Annotated in this window: 23 protein-coding genes and 1 riboswitch; of the genes, 6 read left to right on the top strand and 17 right to left on the bottom strand. The window is 45.8% G+C overall.

What is annotated here, in order from left to right; translation table 11 throughout:
* Positions 1-29 precede the first annotated feature (29 nt).
* Both ACFRAM_RS17395 and ACFRAM_RS17390 read left to right on the top strand, forming a co-directional pair.
* Complete coding sequence (locus tag ACFRAM_RS17395; protein ID WP_379466915.1) at positions 30-662, top strand: hypothetical protein; 633 nt, start codon at positions 30-32, stop codon at positions 660-662.
* A 78-nt stretch (positions 663-740) separates the two neighbouring features.
* Positions 741-1,412: a hypothetical protein gene (locus ACFRAM_RS17390; protein WP_379466914.1), complete on the top strand. Its 672-nt coding sequence runs from the start codon at positions 741-743 to the stop codon at positions 1,410-1,412.
* A 155-nt stretch (positions 1,413-1,567) separates the two neighbouring features.
* Here ACFRAM_RS17390 and ACFRAM_RS17385 read toward each other — a convergent pair whose 3' ends face one another.
* From ACFRAM_RS17385 to ACFRAM_RS17370, 4 genes are all read right to left on the bottom strand, one after another.
* Positions 1,568-2,104, bottom strand: coding sequence for a GNAT family N-acetyltransferase (locus tag ACFRAM_RS17385; protein ID WP_379466913.1), 537 nt, complete (start codon positions 2,102-2,104; stop codon positions 1,568-1,570).
* A 27-nt stretch (positions 2,105-2,131) separates the two neighbouring features.
* On the bottom strand, positions 2,132-2,575 hold the full coding sequence (locus ACFRAM_RS17380) for a hypothetical protein (protein ID WP_379466912.1): 444 nt from the start codon (positions 2,573-2,575) through the stop codon (positions 2,132-2,134).
* A 16-nt stretch (positions 2,576-2,591) separates the two neighbouring features.
* Complete coding sequence (locus ACFRAM_RS17375; protein WP_379466911.1) at positions 2,592-2,900, bottom strand: hypothetical protein; 309 nt, start codon at positions 2,898-2,900, stop codon at positions 2,592-2,594.
* Between the two features lie 590 nt (positions 2,901-3,490).
* Complete coding sequence (locus ACFRAM_RS17370) at positions 3,491-4,258, bottom strand: S-layer homology domain-containing protein (RefSeq protein ID WP_175371027.1); 768 nt, start codon at positions 4,256-4,258, stop codon at positions 3,491-3,493.
* 413 nt (positions 4,259-4,671) lie between these two features.
* On the opposite strand from ACFRAM_RS17370, the gene ACFRAM_RS17365 reads away from it, so the two are divergent.
* Both ACFRAM_RS17365 and ACFRAM_RS17360 read left to right on the top strand, forming a co-directional pair.
* On the top strand, positions 4,672-5,253 hold the full coding sequence (locus tag ACFRAM_RS17365) for a TetR/AcrR family transcriptional regulator (RefSeq protein ID WP_066368331.1): 582 nt from the start codon (positions 4,672-4,674) through the stop codon (positions 5,251-5,253).
* A gap of 24 nt (positions 5,254-5,277) precedes the next feature.
* The gene (locus tag ACFRAM_RS17360; protein ID WP_379466910.1) at positions 5,278-5,904 is read left to right on the top strand and encodes an HXXEE domain-containing protein; all 627 of its coding nucleotides are present in this window, start codon (positions 5,278-5,280) and stop codon (positions 5,902-5,904) included.
* Between the two features lie 84 nt (positions 5,905-5,988).
* Here ACFRAM_RS17360 and ACFRAM_RS17355 read toward each other — a convergent pair whose 3' ends face one another.
* From ACFRAM_RS17355 to ACFRAM_RS17320, 8 genes are all read right to left on the bottom strand, one after another.
* Positions 5,989-6,921: a sugar phosphate isomerase/epimerase family protein gene (locus ACFRAM_RS17355; protein ID WP_379466909.1), complete on the bottom strand. Its 933-nt coding sequence runs from the start codon at positions 6,919-6,921 to the stop codon at positions 5,989-5,991.
* 27 nt (positions 6,922-6,948) lie between these two features.
* On the bottom strand, positions 6,949-8,319 hold the full coding sequence (locus tag ACFRAM_RS17350; RefSeq protein WP_379466908.1) for a family 4 glycosyl hydrolase: 1,371 nt from the start codon (positions 8,317-8,319) through the stop codon (positions 6,949-6,951).
* Between the two features lie 56 nt (positions 8,320-8,375).
* A complete protein-coding gene (locus tag ACFRAM_RS17345; protein WP_175371032.1) occupies positions 8,376-9,305 on the bottom strand; it encodes a carbohydrate kinase family protein in 930 nt (309 codons plus the stop codon).
* A gap of 135 nt (positions 9,306-9,440) precedes the next feature.
* Positions 9,441-10,466: a LacI family DNA-binding transcriptional regulator gene (locus tag ACFRAM_RS17340; RefSeq protein WP_379466907.1), complete on the bottom strand. Its 1,026-nt coding sequence runs from the start codon at positions 10,464-10,466 to the stop codon at positions 9,441-9,443.
* 745 nt (positions 10,467-11,211) lie between these two features.
* Complete coding sequence (locus tag ACFRAM_RS17335) at positions 11,212-12,945, bottom strand: allophanate hydrolase (RefSeq protein WP_379466906.1); 1,734 nt, start codon at positions 12,943-12,945, stop codon at positions 11,212-11,214.
* The gene (gene uca, locus ACFRAM_RS17330) at positions 12,942-16,562 is read right to left on the bottom strand and encodes an urea carboxylase (RefSeq protein WP_379466905.1); all 3,621 of its coding nucleotides are present in this window, start codon (positions 16,560-16,562) and stop codon (positions 12,942-12,944) included. The genes ACFRAM_RS17335 and uca overlap by 4 nt, the downstream gene beginning before the upstream one ends.
* Positions 16,555-17,229: an urea amidolyase associated protein UAAP2 gene (locus tag ACFRAM_RS17325; RefSeq protein ID WP_379466904.1), complete on the bottom strand. Its 675-nt coding sequence runs from the start codon at positions 17,227-17,229 to the stop codon at positions 16,555-16,557. The genes uca and ACFRAM_RS17325 overlap by 8 nt, the downstream gene beginning before the upstream one ends.
* A gap of 1 nt (position 17,230) precedes the next feature.
* On the bottom strand, positions 17,231-17,944 hold the full coding sequence (locus tag ACFRAM_RS17320; protein ID WP_379466903.1) for an urea amidolyase associated protein UAAP1: 714 nt from the start codon (positions 17,942-17,944) through the stop codon (positions 17,231-17,233).
* 69 nt (positions 17,945-18,013) lie between these two features.
* A riboswitch (guanidine-I (ykkC/yxkD leader) is annotated at positions 18,014-18,123 on the bottom strand.
* 233 nt (positions 18,124-18,356) lie between these two features.
* Here ACFRAM_RS17320 and ACFRAM_RS17315 point away from each other — a divergent pair.
* A complete protein-coding gene (locus ACFRAM_RS17315; protein ID WP_379466902.1) occupies positions 18,357-19,682 on the top strand; it encodes an APC family permease in 1,326 nt (441 codons plus the stop codon).
* A gap of 371 nt (positions 19,683-20,053) precedes the next feature.
* Here ACFRAM_RS17315 and ACFRAM_RS17310 read toward each other — a convergent pair whose 3' ends face one another.
* The 4 genes from ACFRAM_RS17310 to ACFRAM_RS17295 form a co-directional block, all read right to left on the bottom strand.
* Positions 20,054-20,416 carry an NUDIX hydrolase gene (locus tag ACFRAM_RS17310; RefSeq protein WP_379466901.1) on the bottom strand — a complete coding sequence of 121 codons (363 nt, stop codon included), beginning with the start codon at positions 20,414-20,416 and terminating at the stop codon, positions 20,054-20,056.
* Positions 20,409-21,059 carry a DUF5071 domain-containing protein gene (locus ACFRAM_RS17305; RefSeq protein WP_379466900.1) on the bottom strand — a complete coding sequence of 217 codons (651 nt, stop codon included), beginning with the start codon at positions 21,057-21,059 and terminating at the stop codon, positions 20,409-20,411. The genes ACFRAM_RS17310 and ACFRAM_RS17305 overlap by 8 nt, the downstream gene beginning before the upstream one ends.
* Before the next feature lie 680 nt (positions 21,060-21,739).
* The gene (locus ACFRAM_RS17300; RefSeq protein WP_379466899.1) at positions 21,740-22,558 is read right to left on the bottom strand and encodes an alpha/beta fold hydrolase; all 819 of its coding nucleotides are present in this window, start codon (positions 22,556-22,558) and stop codon (positions 21,740-21,742) included.
* A 141-nt stretch (positions 22,559-22,699) separates the two neighbouring features.
* Positions 22,700-24,232: an FAD-dependent oxidoreductase gene (locus ACFRAM_RS17295; protein ID WP_379466898.1), complete on the bottom strand. Its 1,533-nt coding sequence runs from the start codon at positions 24,230-24,232 to the stop codon at positions 22,700-22,702.
* Between the two features lie 136 nt (positions 24,233-24,368).
* On the opposite strand from ACFRAM_RS17295, the gene ACFRAM_RS17290 reads away from it, so the two are divergent.
* Complete coding sequence (locus ACFRAM_RS17290; RefSeq protein WP_379466897.1) at positions 24,369-24,980, top strand: TetR/AcrR family transcriptional regulator; 612 nt, start codon at positions 24,369-24,371, stop codon at positions 24,978-24,980.
* Positions 24,981-25,372: 392 nt separating this feature from the next.
* On the opposite strand, the gene ACFRAM_RS17285 is transcribed toward ACFRAM_RS17290, so the two are convergent.
* Positions 25,373-25,786, bottom strand: a complete 414-nt coding sequence (locus ACFRAM_RS17285; RefSeq protein WP_379466896.1) for an alpha-helical endospore appendage domain-containing protein — start codon at positions 25,784-25,786, stop codon at positions 25,373-25,375.
* Between the last annotated feature and the right edge of the window lie 43 nt (positions 25,787-25,829).

The following is a 25,829-nucleotide window of genomic DNA, read 5'->3' as shown; positions in this document are numbered from 1 at the left end:
AACAACGGGTTTCAAAAGGGGACTGTAAAATGAGAAAACTCATATTGACAATGATTATTTTAATATCTCTAGTAGGTTGTGATTATACAAAGAGTGAGCCGGCAACGACCGAGAAAAATTCCCCAACATCAGAAGCTCACTTTGACGAGCGGCTATCTAATACTAACGGCAGCATTGAAAGCATCAATGATGGGAACGATAAAAGGTTCTCTTATCTAAGACAGTTGTCATTGGCGAAACAGGAATCATTCGTGAAATTTATAGCCGAAGAGAAGAATTTTCATTATCTTTACGATTTCACCCCAGAGGACATGGTACTCGTTTATCTATACTCCCTCTCCGTTGGCGATCCTGATTTGATCTATGCGATCACTTATAATGCGGGTCTATTACCAGATCAGGAGACGTTCCGCAATGAATATTTTAAATATGCATCGAATTATGATTCAGAAATAGCAGTTCATTACCGGTATTATGAATCCCTGAAAATTGAAGAAAATACCGCAGAGGAGAATAAAGTCACCGTAATTATTACAGCGGGGGTTGGAATAATGACAAATTCCTTGGCATTAGGTCTACAAAAAGAAGATAAGATATGGAAAATGGATATCTATCACTTGATTAATCAATATAAAGAGAAAACAAGTGAGGTTAGTGAGTAGAGCATAAAAACTTTATATGAAACTTTTCCCAGTAATAATCGTCTATTTCTGTATATATCAAGAAGAGGTGAAGTGCTAATGAAATCCCTGTCGAAAATTGTGCTGTGTACCGGCCTCGGAGTATTGATTGCTATAGGCTCCGCTTATGCAGGATCAAAATTGAATCTGATTATCAATGGCCAAGAATTTGATACAAGCAAACTGGACCTTCAAGTCAAAGACGGTAAAGTACTAGCTCCAATCGATCTACTTGCCGAAAAATTTAAAGGAAAAGCAGTTTATGATGCCGATAAGAATGAAGTTCAAGTGACGCTACCGGACTCCGCTCAACAAGCAGTTCAGATCGGGCGTTTGGAAGCAGGGCTGGTTCCCACTACGGCCAAAGAAGCTTTAAATACATGGGTCAAAGGCATTCAGACTCGCAATGGCGCATTGCAATATGCTGTTTTCTCCCCTGAACTACGTACCAAAACGAAGCAAGAATTCGAGTATTATTACTGGACAACAGGCGGTTCGAGCCCACACATGACTGAGATTGATAAGCTTAAAACAAAATCTCTGAATAAGACAACGACTCAGTTCTCATTCGACTATGGTCTCCGCTCTTCCAATTGGAAAGGCACTGGATCTGCGATTGTCACTGTACAGAAAATGACATCCCAGGGCTATGAAGGTTGGTATATTACGAATATTAAAATGAAGGACCCCGGTGATACAGGTACTACGATTGGTGTCGAACCGTTTAAATAATGATCCCTGGCCTCCCTGCTATCAGCGGCAACTTGCTCTGGTAACAGGGCACTTTACTTATAAATAGGTGTACACGGCAAAAAAAAGGCCGATGTTTCTGTTGTCAGAAATATCGACCCTTTTTACGTTATATGGATTTAAATGTTAGACTAGATTCAATCTGCAGGATTGATGATGGCCAGAACCTGATGATCTTCCCACACTCCGTTGATCTTCACATTGCTTCGGGAGATGCCTTCTGTATGAAACCCGGCATTCTCAAGTACACGTATAGACCCAGGATTCCGGGGAGAGGCTTCCCCTGTGATCCGGTGGAACTTCAGCTCTTCGAATGCATAGCGTACCACCTGCTTCACAGCCTCGGTCATATAGCCTTTGCCGTTATAATCCCGGTCCAGGTTGTATCCGATCATGCAGCTTTGAAGCGAGCTACGCAACACAAAGGTCAGCCCTACGCTACCAATAATACGATTGTCCTCCCTGTGGCATACCAAGAAGTCATATCGCTGGTCCTCGTCTCTATCGGCCTTAGTCTTAATAATCTTCTCAAGCTGATATTCCTCTGTATAGAACTCCTCTGGAATGCTTGGCGAAAACTCCTCAAAAAACTCCCGATTACGCTTGTACAATGCTGCCAATTCTGCGGCATCCGCTTCTTCCGGGAAACGGACGTATACTTGCGGCTCTCCCATCTGCATCATCCCCACAATTAATTGATATTATTTTAGCGGATAGATAAGTTGAACATTCTCTTGTGCAATCAATCCCTCGTACAGCGCATGGTTATGGTCAGCACCTACAATACATAGGATTCGTGCGTCTGGATTATCGTTGATTGCGTTTTTAATGCGTTGAATCATAATATGGTGTCTGCATACCCAGCGAACAGCATGTGATTCGGGATTGATTGTCTCTAACCATTGATATTTCTGCTTCGTTACATGATCGAATTCCAACGAATTAAATGGTATAACACTCGTTCTGGCTGCTGCAAGCTGTTGTTGCCACCATTGCTCTGACTGATCTTCTAATATCTCTAGTTGGGACGACTCTAAGTCTTTAAAAGGATCAAAATCCAGCCAAACATCAAGCTCTACCCAATCGATTGGAACGAACTTGAATTGCTTCTCCTCGCATCGCCCTTCTATTGAGATTCGATACACGGGGGACTCTCTTAGATTACCCTTCAACTATATCTGCACGCAGATCCGTTGCAATCTCAATCATTTTGGGAACAATTGCTTCGTGTGAAATAGCTACGTATAAATCGCCCATGTAAAGACGGAAGGGAATTTCCACGTCCATCACCTTCCATTTGAAAAAATCACCATCTATAGACATGGTACTTTCTGGTCCTTTAACAATAAGAACCTGTGAGTATGTAAAGTCAGGTTGAGAGGAGAAGTAGTCCTTGCACTCTTCCAAGGAGATGGTTTGCTCCACATTATTTTCTTGCATCGATCTGGTTAACCGAAAACGCTGATTCATTGCTAAGCCTCCAAGATTATTTTGTAATTATGCATGGATAGAACGTTGCTAATACTTTTCCAAGTAGGTAGCTCTGCCTCTATAGACTATGTCCAAGTGGCCACTTCCAAAGAGACCTCCATACCGTTGCAATATTTCTTCAAGATAACACCACCCCTGCCTTTTCAAGTACCTACTATACTTTAAAGTGCGTATTTCACGAGATGGTTCATAGCATCCATAATAGCATCTGTAACTGGTCATTGACTACTACTTCGAATCGTTATTCGTAGAAGTCGCCGGCAAATTGACATAACGGAAGGTTATTAACGAAAGGGAAAGCCGCCTTAAATTTTTAGCAAGCTAAACCATGCAATTATTATGAATGCTGACCAGTGCTCTTAATGGCTTCGTAATGCTGTCCTCCCCACTTGTCAGCTTTCGGTTATCGCGGAGAGGCTCCTTGATATGGCAAGAAGCGCAAAGCGCTGGATGAGATAGTCATCTGGGCATAAATCCTTCGCTTATAAAATAAGAGCCCGCGATTTCGCGGACTCAGAGCGCATAGAAAAGTAGGTTATTGAAGACCTGGTATCACATTCTCTTACAGGTCACTGAGTTGTGGCTTCGTACAAACGCTGTAGGATGGTAACCGCTTCAGCCCGTGTGACTAGCGATTTTGGGAAAAGGTATCCTTGATTAGCCGTAAGAACGCCCATTTGGGTCAGAGTGTAGAAAGCCTCAGCCTTTAGATCCTGAAAATCACCGTCATAGTAGAATTCTTCTCCGGTCTTGTCGATGTACAGTACCGGATAGTAGGCTGAGAAATTGTCATTGTAATTTGCCTGACGAACTTTAATATCCTTGAACTGCGAAGCTGCGGTGATCACTTCCTCAATCTCCGGATGGAGCGTCTGCTCGGTATAATCCGTCCGGATCGAAGAAATCATCATTACATCCCAGCGGGTCAACGGTTTGTCCGGCTTGACATAGAATTGATAGTCAGGATATTTGCCCGCTAGACTTTCAGTGTACGGCCATATATAGTCCCCGTTGAATATTGCTGCAAAATCTTTATTGGCCCAGTGTTTACGCGCATCCACAAAATCTGAAGATTTGCCGGAGGAATAATTGATTTCTGGAAAAAGCTTGTGAAACATATGTACAAACTCTGCTTTCGTTATGGTTTTGCCTGGCTTGAAGGTTCCATCTGCATAACCGTTGACAACGCCCTTGTCGACCATCGAACGAATCGATTCGGCAGCCCATTCATATTTTGTCCCGTCCACATCGGGAAACGTATTTGCTGCGAATGCGGATGGACTGAACATCAGTGTAGCCGCAACCAGCGGGGTGATAAGCCACTTCTTTTTAAACACTTCATTGCCACTTCCTTTGAATAAAATCGAAATACAAAATAGTCCTTAAGACTCAAATCTATATCGGCATTCCTGTAGGAAAAGATTATACAAAAAAGAAAAATGCTGTTTAACAGTGTTTTTGAAATCGGCAATCAACCTTTAGAACTAATAAAGAATTAAACGGTATAACACTCGTTTTGGCTGCTGCAAGTTGCTGTTGCCACCTTTGCTCTGACTATTGTTTTATAGTTCTATGAAATAACATTTTCTCATTCCGGGAGCCCACTGTCAAAATCAAGGTTGCAATCAGGAAAATAATTGCTATACTGAATTCAAACCTAAATTTAAATGACATTTAAATTTGTATTTAAATCATCATTTAAATTAGTGCGAATCGTTTAATTAAAGAAGCATACTTTGGAGGTTACACGATGGAAACAGACAAAAAACTGGAAACAAAAGAGAAGATTATGCGCGCAACACTGGAGTTAACCAAACAAGAAGGCTTTGAAAGTATCACCATCAAAAAAATTGCAGAAGCCTCAAACACAAATGTCGCTTTAGTGAACTATTACTTTGGGTCCAAAGATAACTTGATTAACGAGTCCGTGAAGTTGATTTTGAATAGCTTTCAGCATACCTTTGATATCCTTGATGATTCTTCCCTCCCAGCACGAGCTAGATTGAGGCAATTCTTACTTGATTATTTGCAAGTCATCCGTCAATATCCCGAGTTGCTCTCTAGAATCATCTTAATGGGCAAGACCGTTTTCTCATCCCAGCATGAATATGGATCATTTCTCAACTTATTAGGATTCCCCAAGGTTCAAAGTACCCTGCGAGAGTTAACTAACGAACAGCAACCAGAACGCCTAATGACAATGACGACACAGATCTTCGGGGCACTTTTTCTTCCGGCACTTATGAGTCCTATTCTGGAAACAGGCGCTTCCGTGAAGATTGCACCGATAGAGGAACAAATTGATTTGCTCTTTGACAGATACTTTCACTAAAAACCTTGGATTGGGGTGATTCAAATGAAATTCTTGAAAAAGTATTGGCAGGATTTAGGGCTTATCATTGGAATTGTTGTATGTATTTATGTTGCAATGAATTGGGACACGATTCCGCGGATTAACAGCATTTTGTGGTTGAGTTTCGTGGCGATCCTTCTGCATCAGTTTGAGGAATATCGTTGGCCAGGTTACTTTCCAGGCATATTCAACACGGTTCTGTTTAAGAGTGACGCCCCTGAGAGATACCCTTTAAATAAACAGTCCGCTATGATAATTAATGTGGTCATCGCCTATGTGTTTTACCTGCTCCCTCTATTGTTCCCATCGGTCATATGGCTGGGGATGGCACCTGTTTTGATGGGTTTTTTCCAGATCATATTCCATGGTATCGTCGCAAATATAAAAGCAAAAAGGATATACCATCCAGGCGTATTCACCGCGATCTTTGTACATTTGCCAATTGGAATCTGGTATATCAACTACGTGTATGCGCATCATTTAATAACCGTAACAGACTGGATTTGGAGCGCGATTTATTTTGCCGTAGCTGTCTATATTTTAATAGTGAAAGGAAATACGTGGCTAGAAAACAAAAACTCCATCCATATTTTTTCACAACAACAATTAGGGCCTTATCACAAAAAATAAATTCTATCGTCCAAAAAAACAAAAGTCCGCGAAATCGCGGACCTTTGTTCATTCGATAATAAATGTATCTGCACATATATACACTTATTTGGCCAAAAGATTCCTCATGTCTTCGACAGCTTCCTGAAAATGAGGATACAGCCGGAATTCAATCTCCATATTTACAATACCTTGATACGGTTCTATCCACTGGAAAACTTCCTCATAAGGGATATCGCCCCAGCCCACAGGCAAATGCAAATCACCATATCCATAAGGAAGATTGCTCATGAATGCCTTGGCATCGTACAGCTCCCCGAAGTTATCATGTACATGCAGGTGCTTCACATAAGGCAGCGCGGCCTCAATGGCTTTTTTGAAATCATAGCCGTAAGCAATGGAAGTCAGATAACAATGTCCAACATCTAGCGTAATACCTACATTGTCCAGTCCGACGTAGCGAACATGCTCCACCAACGTCTGCGGATTCATGCCGTAGGTGTAATCATTCTTAATATCGTACCAGATGTTGTTCTCTACTCCAATCGTAATGCCAGCGTCCTTGGCGATACTCCCCAATCTACGCAGCTTCGTAGCATCCTCTTCAAGCAAGATCTGAAATAGCTCTTCCCTTGGCAGTCGGCCATACGTCGGAAAATAATGCTGCATAAGATTATGATCCGTCAACTCCGCATAGGAGCTATGATACACGATGGTGTCCGCGCCAATCGCAGCTGACAACTCAATCCCTGCTTCGAAGACCCTTTCGTAATCATCGCCTTTGCTGCACGACAGTAAATTCAATTCATAGGGTAAATGCATCGTATATCCGAGCTCGTATTTATCCAACACCTGACGCACTCTCTCCAGCCGTTTCTGGTGAACACGGCCCCCGATCACTACGTCAAGTCCATGCAAGATGAGCTCTGCGTAATCGCATCCGGCATTTGCGATATACCCCAAGTGGCGTTCCAGCGCCTCTAAATCGCCATTCACCAATTCAGCGTTCAGACTGATTCCAATCCCTTTTTTATTCATACGAGTGCCTCCTATTATACGCCCGGCTTATTCCCATTCTCCGAGAATATCTGCGTAAGCCTCAAGGTAATCGTTCACCAAGCTTTTGGCCATGGAATAGGAATTGACAAGCGGATGCACCATCAGTGCCTTGATTGCGGAATCTTTGGATTTGTTCAACACAGCCTCTACCGTATATCTTTCGAATAACTTCACATTCTTCATCAGTTGATAGGCATGCTCAGGCAGTTTCTTCGGTGTAACCGGAACCGCGCCTTCGGCCGTCATGCGGCAGGTGATTTCCAGAACATCATTTTTCTCAAAACCTTCGACATAGTCGCCGGCTGGAATGTTCAGCACAATATGCTTCTCAATGCCTTGATTCATCGCTCTCGCGAAGTCCAGCATGACACCGGCATAGCCGAGTGTGTTCGGCATTTCCAGCTTCTCGTCCTCTGCGGGTTGCTCAATCGGGCCTTTGCTTGTTTCGATAGCCATATATGAAGACTCACGTTTGTGCATGAACCGCAGGTAGGTTTGCAGTGCTGCTTCCGGATCAGCGTCGATGTCCATTTCTCCCAGCACACGCAGCATCTCTGCATTGTTAGCTTCAACGAACTTGGCGCGGGTATCGCCACTCTTCATGATGTTCTCAACTGCTTGCTCCCGGTTATAGTAGTAATACAGGTACTCATTAGGCAGTAATTTAAGCGTGTCGATCAAATCGGGATCGAACATTTTGAACTCGCCAACCTTGGCAATAAACGCTTTATCCGATACGAGGTCTTGCAGCAATTCTTCGCCGTCCTGTACAACGCTCGTAATCCAGGAAAGATGGTTAAGTCCAACAAACTCCACATAAAGCTCGTCTGGGTTAGCGTTAATCGCTTCGGCAATGCGGATCTTGGTCGAACTTGGTGTATCACAAATACCGATCACACGGTCATAACCGGCGGTATGCATGGCTTGCGTGACAAGCCCGGATGGATTGGTAAAGTTGAACACCCAAGCGTTTGGCGCAAGACGTTTGATTTTCTCACAATAATCCAGCAGTACAGGAATCGTACGAATTGCCATGGAAAAGCCCCCAGGACCCGTTGTTTCTTGTCCGATTACGCCATACTTCAGGGCAATTTGCTCGTCGATAACACGGGAGCGGTCATTCCCTACCCGAATGGTCGTGATAACGTAATCCGCATCGGTGAGAGCATATTCGATATCATCGCTAAATTCCAGCTCCATGGGAATGCCGCTTTCCGCAACGACATGCTTGCACAACTTGCCGATGATTTCTAATTTCTCACGGTTAATGTCATACATGACGAATTTCGTGATTCCAATCTCTTGGGCCAACATTGTTAAGCTCTTAGTGAAAAATACCGCGCGAACACCCGCGCCCCCGATTAATGCCAATTTCATTGTAAATCCTCCTCAAATGTAATATGGAATTAAGAATGAAGCTATAGAAACTGCGACTAATTTTCGGCCAAAAACGCGGTCAACTCAGGTAACGTAGGAAATCCTGCGTTGCCTCCGCGATTCGTAACTGAGAACGAGCCACAGGCGGTACCAAAGTTCAAGCAGCTTTTCAAATCATGACCATTCAGATAACCGTAGAGATAACCGGCATTGAATGAATCTCCAGCTCCAGTTGTATCCACAACGGTTACCCGGTAAGCAGGTTGATGCAGCATCGTCCTTCCACTGGCAGCAATAGCTCCCTGCTCTCCAAGTTTGATGACAGCAACAGGTACATGAGCAGCGAATACAGAGAGGGCCTCCTTGACATCGGATTTGCGAGTATAATGGAGAGCTTCCAGCTCGTTGCAAAAAAACACGTCCACAAATGGGATGACCTCAAAAATACCGTCGTACCACTCGCCAGATTCATCCCACCCAACGTCCATGGACACTGTCAAATTAGCTTGCTTGGCTTTCTTGACGAAAGTCATATATTCCTCATGGTTGGAGCGCCCGTTATATCCAGTGATATGGACGTGTCGGACTTCGGACAGCAGCTGCCCCTTGACGTCATTCAGCGTAAATGCTGTGACGGTGCCATCGTGAGTGATAAAACTCCTGTCCGTTTCCGGATTAAATGCGATGCTGATCCCAGTACTTTGCGTTCGGCTAAAAGCAATGTCTGTAGCTACCCCATAACGCTGAAGTTCATCGATGATGAACCTTCCGCAATAGTCGTCGCCTACAAGTCCAGTAATCATTGGGCGCATTCCAAGCTTGGCCATGCCCAACCCACTGAGTGCAGTCCCGCCCCCGATGTGAAAAGAGATATTCGGCACCCGAATCTCTTGTCCCGCATCAGGAATGGCGTTGCAGCCGCTAACGACGATATCAATGTTCCCTGCTCCCACGAGCAGCACATCGTAAGATTTTTCAGCTTGCACAAGAATTCCCTCCTATCAATCTCGAATAATTATTATGGTAACGTTACCAGATATAAATAAAAGAGTTGTAAGTGTTTTATCGTATGATTATCTGGTAACGTTATCAGATTTGAGTAAAAAAGATGCCTGAGACTCTTACAGCAAGCTTCTCAGACTGCTTCTTTCCACCAGCTTGTGGCTAAGTACGACTTCCTTAACTCCTGGCGATTGCCCTTCAATCATTTTAATCAGGATATCGACGCTCATTTGCCCGATCTGCTGAATCGGTTGATGCAATGAAGTCAGCTTCGGACGGACCGTTTCTGTAATACTCGAATCATCGAACCCAACAAGCGAAATGTCATCTGGCACCTTTAGATCATGGTCCACAATACAATTGAGTGCCCCTACGGCCATATCGTCACTGACTGCAAAGACAACAGTTGGCAGTTGTTCACTTTGTAGGAAAGTCTGCATAATATCATAGCCATCCTGCAGCTTGAAATTACCGAAACGGACCCAATCCGGATTCACCGAGATCCCCGCTTCCACGAGTGCTTTCAAGTAGCCATCATAACGATAGCGCCCTGTCGAGAGCTCCTTCGTATCTCCCCCGATAAAAGCGATACGCCGATGTCCCAGCGAGATCAGATGTTTCACAGTGTCGTACGACGCTTGCAGATCATCTATGTTCACCGACGGGCAATTCACAGATGAATTCGGTTTGGCGCTGCAAAACACGGTGGGTGTCGTCAACGATTGGAGAAACCGCTCAATATGCTTATCCATCATCTCATGCATAATAATAATGCCGTCCACCTGCATCTCCTTAAAGACCTGCAGATACTTCAATTCCTTGTCCAGATTGTCTTTGATGTTACCCACAAGAATGTTGTAACGATTCTGACTTGCAGCTTCTTCAATATAACTAAGTGTGGAAGAGAAGAAACTGGTAGAGATATCGGAAGCGATCACACCAATCAGATTCGTCTTCTTGCTCACCAAACTGCGGGCAATGCTGTTAGGAACGAAGTTGAGGTCTTCAATCGCTTGTTGCACAATCAGTCTAACCTCTGGCTTCACATACTTCCCATTATTCAGCACCCTGGATACGGTCGAGATGGAAACGCCAGCCTTCTTCGCGACATCTTTAATGTTGACAGACAGAACGTTTCCCTCCACTTCTTTGCGATCATTACGTTTTTCAATGATGTTGTAGTTGATAATCAAAATATATCAAAACGTTTTCAGATTCGTCAACAGTTTTTATTTTTAATGATTCATGCACTTTTTATTCTGATATATTTTCATTGTTAGCTGCAACATATGAATCAGACAGCCGGGGTATAGTCTGGCTGTCTGGTTCGTTTTGTCTGTGTGTTTCGCTTTGGGTGCGCGTCTTACTATGGCTGTTTGTTGCACTATCGCGGATGTTTCGATTCTGCTGCGTGTTTCGCTTTGGGTGATGTTCGTTTTGTATGTGTAATTAGGTTAGTATCTGTCTTAATTTTGCTGTGCCTTTAACTCTTATGTGCCTTATCTCTTATTATCTGCCTTTATCTCTTCTGCGTCTTTAACTCTTCTGTGCTTCTAGTTCTTCTGTGCCTCGACAAACAACGGACTCCAGAAGCCTTATTACTATAGAATCAAGCCTTTCAGGAATTTAACGGACTCCAGAGCCCTTATTGGCAGAAATCATATTCAAAATCAGCTGTTTTAGAGCAAATAGCGTCATCTGAGTCCGCTATTTGCTCTTAAAGCAGCTTTATTTGCAAATAAGGACTTTACGGTCCGTTAGCTTTGTGGGCGTGAGTTCAACCTTCAAAACTGGCTGTTTTGATGAGGCCAAATCGACAAGCTATGTTGATAACGTTGTGTTGAGGATGCTGAGCCTGTTTATCTTCACCTGCTTCCATCAAACAAAACATCATCCGAGCAAAGCCGCCTCTCTCCATCCTCCAAATGAGCTAATATTCTCTGCATTCAGAGCAGCATAGGGTTCACATAGAAAGCCGCTAACTTGCCGGCCATCACTCAGCTCTACTCGCCCTATCCCTAATGGAGCAGGAATGGAGGCCGTAAATGCACCAAAGGAGGCACTTGGCATTTCCCACAACTCTACGAGAATAGACGATCCTCCTTGGTCTGCACGGATGAGACCCGGTTTAGGTGGCTCCGTCTGGAGTTTATACAGCTCATACTTCGGTGCGGTTACGGCTTCCTCCAGAAAAACAGCTCCGAGTCCCGTCATTTGATGCGTAAGCGGCATATCCCGCATATGCAATCCACACACCGCAACCGTAATCCTATCTTCCTGCTGAAGCAGGATTCTGGAGGCAACCACTAGGTTAGCTTCTTCTTCTGGGAGTGCGAATAGGGTTATCCCAAAGGGAAGCCCGGCTTCAGCCCACCCCGCAGGGAACGCAAGGGCACTGAGATCCAGCAAATTGCAATGATTGGTGTAGAGTCCCATTTTACTATTCGTCTCGATCGGATTCGCCTTTACTTGTTCCCTCGTCCAGGTCCCGCCGCAAGTCGGCAACACGAGCACGTTACCTTCTAGCATTGCAGCAATGCTACGTCGAATCTCAGCCAACCTGTGCTGTGCCTTGAAAAGAGCGGCCGCCGTGAACTCCGGTTTACTCCCCGAGCGTAGAACCGTTTCGGTCACAGGGAAGACGGAGCCTGTATGCTTTTCCACAAAATCCTCAAGATCTGCCCAACGTTCTGCAACCAAAGGACCTTCATATAAGAGTGCTGCCGCTTCCTCTAATAAGGAAATGTCAACTTCTTTCACACGCACGCCCAGCTCTGCTATTGCTTTTTTCTTGCGATTCCAAGCCTCTTCATATTGCTCAGCATAAGGTCCGTAGAACTGAAGCGATCCTGCAGGAAGTAAAAAGGTGCCCGGCATAACTCCCCGCTGCAGGGGACGATCTATTGAATAAGGATCTTCGCGGTCTAATCCGCGAACTGCCAGGTCCACTCGCTCCGCATCATCCAGCACATGCGTAAATACAGTCACACAATCAATAGAACGGCAAGCAGGGAGTACGCCCTTGGTAGGCCATGCGCCCACGGCTGGTTTATAACCGATCAGATGATTTAAGGCTGCGGGAACGCGCCCGGATCCTGCAGTATCAGTACCCAGCGCAAAAGCAGCCTGACCGCAGGCTACAGACACGGCCGAACCGGAACTCGAACCTCCGCTAATCAACTCCGCACGAAGTGCGTTATGCGTATCGCCATAAGGACTTCTGGTGCCGACCAGTCCGGTGGCGAACTGATCCAGATTGCTTTTACCGACAGGGATTGCGCCTGCCATAATTAGTCGTTCTACTACAGTCGCGTGATGCTCCGGAATATAAGTAAAGTCAGGACAGGCGGCGCTCAGCGGCCAGCCAGCCACCTCGATGTTGTCTTTGACCACAAATGGAATGCCCCAGAGTGGGAACTCTTCCGGACTCTTTTGCATCAGCTGGTCCAAGTAAGGTTGAATTCGCTCTAAGGATGGCGGAAGAATCCAGATGTTCTTCTCCTGAGTCTGCCCGGCCCGGTGAATAATTGCCGCTATGACATCCTGAGGCGTAAACTGACGGTTGCGGTATCCCTTTTGCAGAACTTCAATGGACAACAGAGCAGGTACAGATTTCATTGTCATGATGCATTCACCTCCTGGGCAGGATATAAAGCTGCGATGCAGTCCCCCGCCCGCACCTGGTCACCGGACGATACATAGAGCGAAGCGATAATTCCGTCATAGGGCGCCTTTTGCGGGAACTCCATTTTCATACTTTCTTCTATTATAAGATCTTCGCCTTTGCGGACACTCTGACCCACTTCCACCAGCACCCGCCATACACTTCCTGACATGGAGCTGCTGAGGCCCATACTTCCTTCAGGCAAGTCTTCCTGTTCCAAGGATTCCACACTTTCCGGCTCAGACACATGCTCGGCAATGCCAAGCTCCTTCCAATAGGCTCTCTCCTGCTGGAACGCAGCTTGTTGTGATTGGCGGAAAGCGAGTGATTGCTCCTGAATCTGCCCCAGCCACCGGAGATAATCCCCCAGGTTAAACGTAGTCTCTTCTACCTCCACAACGAATTCCCCACGTGGAAAATCCTCTCTCATCTGCAGCAAATCTTCCTTGGACACGGGATAAAATTGAATCTGGTCAAAAAAGCGCAGCAACCAGGGTTTCCCTTGCTCAAAATTCGCCGTTGACCTGAACTTGTTCCACATTTGCACGGTTCGGCCTACAAACTGATATCCCCCCGGTCCTTCCATCCCGTAGACGCACAGATAAGCTCCGCCAATACCTACGGCATTCTCCGGTGTCCAGGTGCGTGCAGGGTTATATTTCGTGGTAACGAGCCGATGGCGCGGATCAAGCGGTACAGCTACAGGCGCGCCGAGATATACATCTCCCAGCCCCATTACGAGATAGGACGCATTGAATACCACCTCTGCAACTTCTTCTAATGAACCCAGTCCGTTCATGCGACGAATAAACTCCAGATTGCTCGGACACCAAGGGGCATCAGGGCGTACATTTTGCTGATAACGTTCAATGGCAAGCTGTGTTGCAGGATCATCCCATGACAATGGCAGCTTCACGATTCGCGAAGGCACTTCGATCGATTCCAGAGACGGCAGTTGCAGGTCCAAATCCAGAACGATCGCAGCCGCTTCCTTCACTGTAATGCGGGTCGTATCCAGATGAATCTGGAGCGAACGGATTCCCGGCGTCATTTCAATAAAAGGAATGTTCCCGCTATCCTTCACAGCCTGCATTAAGACATACACCTGAAAGCGGTAGAGCAGATCCAGCTCACGGTCACCATACTCAATCAGAATGTTCTCGTCGCCAGAACAACGAATCCCGATTTTGAACCGGCGTCCATCCTCTTCATAAGCAAGCAGTGGCATATAGTCGCCCGTAGAAATGTCCTGCAATTGGGGCAGAGACGGGGTGGATTGACCGTTCACGATAGCGTCCAGGAAGGCATTTTGCTCTTTCCTGAGCTGCTCTGCTTCTTCTACCGTAATCAGTTTAAAAGAGATTTTGTCTCCCGGACGAAGCTGGCCCACCTTCCAGAATTCAGCGGAAGCGGTCGTAACCGGACAGACGAATCCTCCCAGGCTCGGCCCATCCGGCCCAAGTAGTATAGGCATATCTCCGGTCAAATCCAGCGCACCGACAGCATAAGCATTATCGTGTATATTAGACGGATGAAGTCCGGCGTCTCCACCGTCTTCCCTTGCCCATAGCGGGGCAGGTCCAATCAGGCGTACTCCTGTCCGTGAGCTGTTAAAATGAACTTCCCATTCCGTCTCCGTCAATTGCTCCAAATATTCGGTTAGCAAATACTCCTCCGTACAATGGGGTCCCGGAATTACACCAATGGTCCACTCGTGAGTAAATTCAGGGATCGCTTGCAGCGGGAGTGGTTGCAGGATGGTACCCCGATGATGATGCACCTTTAACACCGCGCCGGGACGAAGTGCACTCCCCATGTGGCCCCCGAATCCACCAAGTGTAAATGTAGATGAGCTACCTAGGGTTAGGGGCATATCCAATCCGCCGCCTATGAGCAAGTAGCTGCGCATGCCGCTAACAGATTCATTCATAACCAGCGTCGAGCCTGCAGCTGCCAGCGTAGGTGTATATAAAGGAACAGACTTGCCGTCAAGCGTAGCCGCCATATCTGATCCGGTGAGGCAAAATACCATTTCATCCCTGAAGCGGTAGGACCCGCCACGTAAGGTCATTTCCAGCCCTGCTGCATGATCGGCATTTCCGAGTAAACGATTCCCTATTCTAAAGGACAGGGCATCCATCGGTCCGGAAGGCGGAACCCCGATATCCCAATAACCTTTTCGCCCCGGATAGTCTTGCACGGTTGTCTGGACTCCCCCGTCAAGCACTTCAAGTGCATGTTGAGCGGGATGGAATCCATTCAGCATATTCGTATAGACGAGTCCTTCTTGAAACAGGTCCGTTTCCAGAAAAGCATGAATGTAAGTCTGATTCGTCGTTATGCCATACACACGCAATTGGTCCAGAGCCATCCTCATTTTCTCAATCGCCGCTGGTCTTGATTCCCCATGAACAATGATTTTGGCAAGCATCGGATCATACAGTGTAGTCACTTCAAGCCCGTTCTGAATCCATGTTTCGATTCTCGCACCTTCTGGCCATACAATGTTATCAATACGGCCATCACTAGGGCGGAAATCATGGAAGCAATCTTCAGCATACAATCGGACTTGAAGACTATGACCTTGCGGAGGACGGATGCGTTCGGCGAGATTCGTAAGATCTCCGGCAGCCTCTAAGATCATCCACTCCACTAGATCTAACCCCAGTACCACCTCTGTTACACCATGTTCAACCTGAAGCCGAGTGTTCACTTCCAGGAAGTAAAATCCAGTCGATTCAGGATCATATAAAAATTCTACAGTCCCCGCACTGCGGTAACCGGCTGTCGCCGCCAGGCGCCGGGCGCTTTCGTGCATCTCATGCCGCGTGCTATCCGGCAGATTCGGAGCAGGGGTCTCCTCTATGATCTTCTGGTTCCTGCGCTGCACTGAACAGTCCCGCTCACCAAGAGCAACGGCTTCGCCGAAGGCATTTCCGAAGATTTGAACCTCCACATGACGTGCCCGTGCAATATATTTCTCCAGAAAAACACCGCCGTCATTAAAGTTCGCCGTTGCCAGGCGTGTGACAGAATCATACGCTTCCCGGAGCGCCGATTCATTGGCGCATATTCTCATCCCAATCCCGCCGCCACCGGCTGTGCTTTTGAGCATGACCGGATAGCCGATCCCAGCAGCCTGTTCGGCAGCCAGCTCCAGGGATGGAATCAGACCCGTACCGGGCAGCATGGGAACACCAGCCTGCTCAGCAATGGAACGAGCGGTATGTTTTAGCCCAAACATCTCAATATGCTCCGGGGAGGGTCCAATAAAAGTAATACCGTGTTCTCCGCAGGCCTTGGCAAAAGAAGCATTCTCACTCAGGAATCCATAACCCGGATGGATGGCATCTGCTCCGGCCGCTACTGCTGTCTGCAAAATAAGCTCTGCGTTCACATAGCTTTCTTTAGCCGGACCTTCTCCGATCAGGATCGATTCATCCGCTTGTTCAACATGAAGGCTGTCCCGGTCTGCCTTGGTATACACTGCAACAGAGGCGATCCCCATGCTGCGCAGTGTGCGGATAATTCTTACAGCGATGGCACCGCGATTGGCAATGAGCACTTTTTTAAACATGAGTCTCGCTCCCTTCTGCATCCCAGATCAGCACTTGTGCGGGTGTAGGGTTATATGCATTGCATGGATTATTAAGCTGAGGGCAGTTACTGATCAGCACCGTTACGGGAACAAGCGCGACCAGCTCTACATAACGCCCCGGACCGGACACGCCATCTGCGAAGGTTAGCTCGCCTTCCGGCGTTACGGGAACATTCATGAAGAAGTTCACATTGGGCACGAGATCTCTTTTGGAAAATTCACTCCGGCCCGACAGCATCAGCATGAACGTATCCCGGCAATTATGCATGGGAAGCGTATCGTGGGAATAACGGACGGTATTGCTTTGGGCCGAGCAAGCTCCTCCAATCGTATCGTGCCGTCCGCAAGTATCCGCAGTGATTCGCAGCAGCTCCCGTCCGGATTCAGACACCAGCACTGAACCTGTCGTCAAATACAGATTCTGTTGTCTGGTGATCGTCTGAATAGCGCTGTAGTGATCTGCAGGATCTTCAGCCGCGTAAAACAACGTATCAACCGCCTGATTTCCTTCCAGATCAAGGATTCGGAGCACCTGCCCGGCGGCAAGGTCATGAATCCATCCTTCACCTGCCGGAATGATTTTGTCATAAACAGCTTTGGCCGGATCAAGCGTGCTGTGTATTGGTTCGAATGTATGAGTGCTCATGTTAGTTCGCTCCCTTCAGTAACGAATATGCATTCCATGTATTTTCAAAAGCTCTCCGGTTCTCATTACAGTGGACCACGCAGCGGTCATCAGGTCTCACCGTCTCAGCATCACTGAACAGCAGTTCAATGGCGGTATCGGGGTAGCTTGCTTGCGGGTCCAGCGGATTAGGTGTGTTCGACAACACAAGAAGTACATCCATTTCCGTGCGCAAAGTAACCGATGTCCCTGCCGTTGGCTGCCGCTCATACCGCATTGTACCGTCCAGTTCACATACCACTTTGGAAAAAAAGTTCACCGGAGTACTGAGATCGCGAGGCGTAAGCTGGTGCCGGTACATCTCAACAATTAGGTTCTCATAACCGCTGCGGAGCCAGGCATTACGTTCATCTTGATAACGGCTGTAACCATATTTCCGATCCGTCATAGCTCGTGTTGTATACCCTGCTAAAGTGTCGTGCCAGCCTGCCGTGTCATCAGTAATCGATGCAAGCACCCGGCCCTGGTCACTCATGAGTACATGGCCCGCTGTCAAATAAGCGGTATGTTGAGCCTTTAAGGTGTCGGGCATGTTATAACGCTCGGAAGGATCAGATGCATGAAATAGCAGAGTTGTCAGATTGGCGCGTTCGCCAGCTGCTGTTATTACAATGCTTTTCCCTCTGCGAATAAAACCGGACCATTTGCCGCCTGCTTGAATACGGATTGAACTCATGTCATTCCCTCCTGTTAGTGAAAAAAATAAAAAAGCCCGGGAGAAATACCAAAGATAAGACTTGGTAAATTCTCCCGGGCTTTTTTCCCGCCGTGTACACAGTTGCGATGTGGCATCCATGCGTTTTCTCTCGGACCAGCCAACCGCCGGAGCAGTTCGGAACCCTAGAAAACATTTGTTATTCGGTTTGTGTAAACAATCCTAACACACAATAAAATTCATGACAACAAAATATTTCGAATTTTTAGTTATTTCAATAATAGCGACGATTTTTACGTTAGATTATTGCTCGTTTTTTTGAAAACCGAAGAAATAATGCTTGTTTTTTACGAAAAACCTTGATTTAATGTGAGGTGTCATGACATTGGTTTAAAACAGCAAGTATTCATCGCAAACTGAAGGAGGAGATTTTATGTCAGATAATCTGACCTTGAAAAGAAATTTATCTCTAGTACATGTCGTGACCATGGGGTTGTCCTGGATGTCGCCTATGATTTTTTTCACCAGCTTCGGTGTGTTGTATGCAGGATCTGGCGGTATGCTTTTGGCCGCATATCTCCTGGCTTTTGTAGCGATCTTGTTCACGGCTTTAAGTTATGGTCAAATGGCTCGTGCCTTCCCTGTGTCAGGTTCCGCGTATACGTATGTCACCAAGTCCATGAATCCTTTCATTGGTTTTCTAGTGGGCTGGGCCATTCTACTGGATTATCTTTTCTCTTGTATCATTGCAGTGCTCATGTTCGGTATCAATCTGCATGCACAGTTCACTTCCATTCCTTCCTCCGTCTGGATTATTGGATGTACCCTTGTAGTTATGATCATTAATATCATCGGGATTAAGACTTCAGCCAACGTTAGCAAAATCTTTGTGCTGATGCAGATCATCTTCATTGCCGGGTTCTGCTCCTTGCTTGTGTATAGAGCGTTGCAAGGCGGTATAACTGCCGGATTGAACCCTTTTGCAGCTAAAGAAGGTGTATCTTTCTCATCCATCCTTGCCGGTGCTTCGCTTGTCTGCTTCTCTTTCCTTGGTTTTGATTCCATTACTACGATGGCCGAAGAAACCAAAAATCCGAAGAAAACCATTCCCCGTGCCATTTTAGTGATCGTTTTGCTGGCAGGTTTAATGTATTTCGTCACTGGTTTCCTTATCCAGCAGATGTACCCTACCTTCACCTCCACCAACGTGGATTCCGCAGGATTTGAATTGATGCAATCCATCGGAGGCAGTCTGCTTGCATCCATCTTCACCTTTGTCATTATTTTCTCCGTATTGTCCCAAGGGATGTCTTCCATGACGACCGTAACCCGCCTATTGTTCGTAATGGGCAGAACCTCCCTGCTGCCGCGAAAATTCGCATCTGTCCACCCTACATTACGAACCCCTGTATTCAACATTATTTTGGCAAGCGTAATCTCGTTGTCTGCAATCTTCATCAGCCTCGAAACCGCGATCAAATTTGTTAATTTTGGCGCATTAACCGCATTTCTGTTCGTGAATCTCTCCGTCATTTTCCATTACATCATCCGTCAAAAGCAACGTTCTCCGAAGGATATATTCTTACGTTTTCTCTGTCCACTCATCGGCGCAGGATTTGTATTTTATCTCATCACGCTGCTGGATATCTCCTCGCTGCTGCTGGGCTCTGGGTGGCTTGTTGTAGGATTTATGTATTACACTTTGAGAGGAATGAAATCAGCGACATTGCCAATGGTGGAGGTGGATAAAGCGGTCTAGGCTCACCAGGACGTCATAAAGTGATAAACATGCCCATTTTCAAATAAAGGAGTGGTTATTGCTACAAAAGCAACACAAAAAGACGGGCTTCTCAGCTCGTCTTTTGATTTGCACGAATTGTTATTGATGCTTTCCTATAGTCAGCTTGCTGTAGGGCAGAGAGGCACCAGTCCTTTTATCGGATAAAAGGTTTCTTGATTAAACACTCTTTTATTAGACTCGCAATATGTCGATAAAATGATTCCTCATGGGGAACGAAGTGATCTTTATCAACCATCTTCTTCACCGGAATCCTTACCCCACCGCATTCTATAATAAATCCACTGGCTTGAATTTGCTCCTTCTCCCCGTGCCAAGGATCGTAAAAATCATCAAATTCCACCTTGAAAATCCCAGCTACCTCTTCTTCTTGTAGTGTAAAATCTTACTCCTAATGACTCTAATTCATCAATGGTAACCTCAATACCTATTTCTTCGTGCACTTCTCTTATTCCATCAAGCACTGTTTCATGAGCTAATAGATGTCCGGCGGCTGTAATGTCCAGTAGATTCGGATAATCCTTCTTCTGATCACTCCGGAGTTGTAGGTAGATATAATCTTTATTCCCTTCTCTGCTTATAAACCAACAGTGAAACGTTTCGTGCCAGAGTCCCAATCTGTGTACTTCCTCGCGTGTGGATACCCCGATTGTATTTCGATTATCATCAAAAATCTTCAATATTTCACTATTCACGATTGAGCCTGCCTCCATTCGTATTTATCATGGTCTCAATTTCCTGATAACGGCGAAGCAAATTTTCGTACTGATCTTTTTCATTCAAGGATTTGCGGTTAACCTCTATGTAATTTAAGATTCCCCTGGTATCCGTGTTTAGAATATGTGACTTTTCATGCTCTAACTTCGTGAATGTGACTTTTTGTTCTTTTGTAAAGTTATGGAGGGTCGCTTCTATTTCGCCCGCTTTCCTTACTAATAGCTCGGTTGCCTCCTCCGTTTCTATCAAGCGATGATTATACAAAATTTCAATGGACAGCAGATCTGTATCTACATAGTGATCCATCGTTTGTGCTAGCTCTCGCAGGTCTGAGGACAATTCTGAAATCAGTTCCGTATTCCAATCCTTTATCAAATAAGCGAGGATGTTGTATGTCCAAGCGGAATCGGATTGAGAAAAGATGATTTTGAGGTGCGGTACGGTTTCAACCTTATACTTAAGTAACAGGTCCACCATTGCGGAAGCGATAGGCCAGTTCATATCCTGTATCCATTCTAATAATTCTGGTAACAAGGGAATAACTTCTTCTCTTTTCATGTCAGCAAGGGTTTCAACACTTTTAAAATCATGCTTATCAACGGGTATATAGGTGTGATTCATACGTGGGACTCCCCTTTATTAAAGAACTTTCGTGAGTGAAAACCCAGTACTAGATAGAACGCATTAAAAAACAAACATAGTCAAGAAAAAAGAGAGCTTACATATAGGATGTGAAATTAGCGGCATTCTTGTACCTTAAATCCTCTGCAGCTACGTGTTAGTGGAGATTAAGTGCAATATTGTACCTTAAATTTTCCGAAATACCCCATTCAGCATACTTTTTCGAGAAATAAGATACAAAAATGACCTTAGTTACCTCTTTTGACTAATTTCAAGAAAAATAAGGTACAAAAATGCTGTTAATTGGGGAGATGATCCTTCTTTTACACTGTTAAGACGACAGGTGAAGGGAGAAATAGCGCTTCTAGAGGTTGAAATCTGTCAGCAGACTATGATCCGGTGCTGGCTTCCTATAGAAAGCTTACAGGCGAGCGTTTTGTGCCTACAGTCCCATACTTTCCCGTTCACTGATACTCGCTTTTTGTTATACCTTGTGTTCGACTTATATAATTCATTAATTATATCAAGCTCCCCTGTTCTGGTGAACCCATTTGCATTTATTTGCGAGACACAATAGAATTAGTTTCTTTACGTTACTTTGATAAAGTTTTATAAGACATTTTCAGTCTATCGAGAAAGTCTCAACAGCCTGTCATGCGCTGCGTTCGGCGGTATATATGCTAATACGTTAGATCCTCAAGAAATGCATTCACCACTTGATAAAAACCATTCAAATCATCGGAATGGACGCCGTGTCCGCAATTTTCGAAAACAGCAAGCTTTGTATTTGGCCTTCTTGCCTCCATCTGTTCCGCTTGGGGTAAGTCGAAAAAGATGCTATTTCTGCCATGAATCAGTAGAATAGGACAACTGGATGATAACCAGTCCTCCCACCAATCCCCATTTACTTGTGCTATGGTAGTTTGCAGCCCTTTCATGTCGGTGCGGAATCCCCAGCCCTGCTCATCCTCCAACACACTTTCTGAGAAATAATCGATCGCCCGAAGGCCAATGTTTATAAGCGAATCTCTCAATTCTTTTAAGGAGGCTGACCGGTAAGGGAGTTTGTTAGCAAATGAGAAGTCAGAATGAATCTCTGCACCGATATCTTCAACAATCACAGCCTGAACCAATTCAGGGTAAAGGGTGGCGAACTGATAAGCGTTTACCCCACCTAAGGAATGACCTAGGATCGTTACCGGTTGCCCTCCAAGCTCCGTTTGAATCAGGTTCAGAACATCCGTTACATAATGATCTCTGGAGTATTCGTCCTGTGGAGCATGCTGACTCCAACCATGGCCGCGTTGATCTAAACAAATCACCCGCCAGTTACTGAATCTATCCGCTAATTCCGAGAATGTTCTGGCATTGGCCATTGCCCCATGAAGCATTACCAGTATTTGTTGACTTTCCCCGCCAAAGTCTAAGTAAGATAGCTGAAGATTCCCTGATTTAAAATATTTCCGCACTGCTGCAATTTCATGATGAGCATTCGCCACCTGTATTCTTTCCCCTTCCAAAATAAGATTCTAGTTGAACTTACAGGCTAAAGTATAACTATTAATAGTGACAAACATTGTCATAGTCAAAAAAAGAACGATCGCAGTCCAGGGCGATCGTTCTTGGATTAAATATAGTACTTACTCCGCTGCTGCGTGCTGGTAATTTGCGGCCAGCATTTCCTTCAGACGGTCATCGTATGCAGCTTCAAAGGAAGGAATGAGTTCATCTATTCTGGCCTGGAACTTCTGAGGGTCCTCTTCTGCAAGTTCTGCTCTTAATCGTTGCTCTTCCGCGGATCCGTTATCATTTAACAGCATGGTCAATAAATGAGCATTAAAGAACTCACGCGGCGGAAGAACTAACCCGTTCATCATGAACAAGGTGAAAAAGAGAGCTCTGTTCCCTTCTTCGAGGGCCAATGCAGTCGCTTTTTTCGTATACAAATCGATATATTTCTGTGCAAAGGTAATGCCTTTCAAAGGCTCCGAATAGACATGCTCGACTCCTCTCCAACGTAAATCCGACACCGAGCTAAGCCACCATGCGGGTTCAAGGGCTTGCTGCATTCTGTGGAGCACACGAAGCTCGAACTTCGGCTGGGGATTACTAAGCTGCTCTTCCAGGCAGGAAGCCAGGGTCTCCGCTTCAATCGAAGCTACGGTCATGCCTTGCCCATAGATCGGGTCAAAGCTGCATAAGGCATCTCCAAGCACTAGCAATCCTGAGGGCCAGCTCTCCAGCTTCTCAAAATGCTGACGAACCGATTCCGCTAAGCGATAGCCCCGTGGACCTTGGTAGGGCTCTAATTGTTCGAGTGCCTCTGCAATCTCAGGAGCCACTAACTGCTTCAATTCTTCCTCAAATTCGGTAACATTGGTAGAAGGATAATGTTCCCCTCCAGTGCTGGCGATGGTTGCCCCCGCAATATGATCTTCAATGCGGTGCACCATGACGGCACTTACACCCTCGCCTGCCTGAGTATCATAGAAGAAAGACTTCCAATTCTGATCAACGTGTGAAGGGATTTTATAATAACGGGTGCTATATCCCAGTGGAACTTTCAGAATTTCCGGTTCTGGAACTTGTTGTCCAAGGGCTTCAAGCCATTTGATTACTTTAGATGAACGTCCGGCTGCATCTACCACCAGATCCGCGGTCAATGATGATTCAGTTTTTAGCTCATCACGAGATTTTGTATAAATCCCTGTGACTGTCTGCAGGTCATCTGAAGTGACTAACCCCTTAACCTCTGTGTTTGCTAGAAAACGTACATTTGAAATCTCCCGAACACGCTGATACAGGACCCACTCCAGCAGCACTCTGCTACTCGAAGCATCTTTATCCGCGGGTTGGTTGACCAAGCTCCCATACTTATTAACGGTTATCGTAGACTCGCCTTGGGTAGGTTGAGCGCCCAACTCTATTAAAGTATCTACATAGCCGGGGAAATAGCGTTCTAGAATGATTCTGCCACGAGGGAGCACACGGTGGGGATGGAACGACTGGGGTACTCCTGAACGACTCTCAGGTTCTGTGGGAAATTCGTCTCGTTCGACAATCAGGACTTCCTCATAATAATCAGACAGAACACGTGCGGTCATTAAGCCAGCAATGCCTGCTCCGATGACCAGAGCTTTACCACATTCTAATTTTTGTCCCATAATGTTCATTCCTTTCGCACCTGTAGGTTGGTTGTAAGGGCAACATTTGTTACGACTAATGCGAGTATATTATAATTTGAATAATAGTGGAGTTCAAACGTAATCCCCGCCTGATGGGCGAAAATGGACAAAAGAGGTGAAAGTGTTGCAAGCACAACGCGAGATCAATATACAAGTTCAACGCACCAGAGAATGGATATTAGAAGCCTTGCTGATCCTCTTAGAGACTGTCCCTTATGAGAAGATCAAGATTGCCGCCATTACGAACAAAGCGGGTGTTGCAAGACAGACCTTTTACAGGAATTATAAGAGCAAGGATGACATCATTGAGACGTATCTCGAGACGTTCTTCAATGAATTCATTATGGATATCAAGAAGATAGACTGTGAGAATAATGAGGATGCTATCCCACGGCTTTTGTTCGAGCGATTGGAGCGGGAGAGCCAAATCACGACGAGACTGATGAAGGCCAATATTGAACATTTATGGATGAAGCATTTCGATCGTTTGGAACGCGCCTATAGTGATGAGCTGTGCGGAGATGAGAAAGAATTCAGTAAACAGCTCTATTATCGATATTCGATGAAATACCAATTGAGCGGAGCGTTCGGGATCATGATTGATTGGCTAATGAACGGCATGCCGCTTTCTGCTGTAGAGATGGGAACGATCATCACTGAACTTTCCAAATCTTTTAGACAGACGGAACAATATGCACCAGATTTACTGCAACGGATTGCGACGCTTGAATGTTAAAGTTGAATCCTATTAGATATATGTACCCCCCACACTAAGAAGACCCTAGGCCGTTAATCCGGCAGAGGGTCTTGTCCATCATATGGTTATGATATTACCTGTGGTAGTTATTTCCTGAAAAATAACGTCGGTTTGTGAGCCGTCCTCGGCTCAGGGGCTGAAGGCTTGGACGAATAATCCGAGTCACCCTCTAAGACATGGATATACTGAAGTAATCGTTCAGTCACTTGCTGGATCCGAAATGCAGGTTCCTTTAACAGCGATCCATGATTGCTGGATTGGATTTGTAGCAGATGAAGACTTTTCAGCGTATCCTCACCTGCTAATTGCAGCTCTTACCAGGCAAGTTCCTTGTTACGTGCCATACGTGTAACTCCTCTCACCTTCTCTTCTTATGGATCGCAATCACCCTCCCGCTCCCCTTCCCAATGAAGTAGTCTTACACTTGTCTCTATCATTCGAAGGAAGAGCTTCTGCTTCTCCACAATCGTTTCCATTACTCGGGCAACCTCATGCTGAAAATCATTGATCTGCTGATTTGTCGGTGAGGTGGGGAATTCCCTTTGCTTACCTGCAAAAGCTTCGATATTCGTAGCTTCAGCGCGAATCAACTGGGCAATAGCCACTTCGTCCGCGGCCATCGCTACTATTAACTCTGCTATCGCGTTCTTGACTGTGGGTTTGGCGTTCTGTTCCTGGCCACCATACTCGGACCAGCTTGAGAGGTCGAGCTCTTCCCGGGCAATGTCCTGAAAGTCGTCGCCGGAAGGCTCTATATGGTTATCTTTGAATGGACGATTCGTCATGGTTCACCTCGAGTCCGTTCCGATTAGACCTGCAACAGGGAAG

It is taken from the genome of Paenibacillus sp. NPDC056722, assembly GCF_042790635.1.
Taxonomy (GTDB): domain Bacteria; phylum Bacillota; class Bacilli; order Paenibacillales; family Paenibacillaceae; genus Paenibacillus_AQ; species Paenibacillus_AQ agri.
The sequence above is the reverse complement of the archived record's forward strand: the minus strand, read 5'-3'. Positions and strand labels throughout refer to the sequence as shown.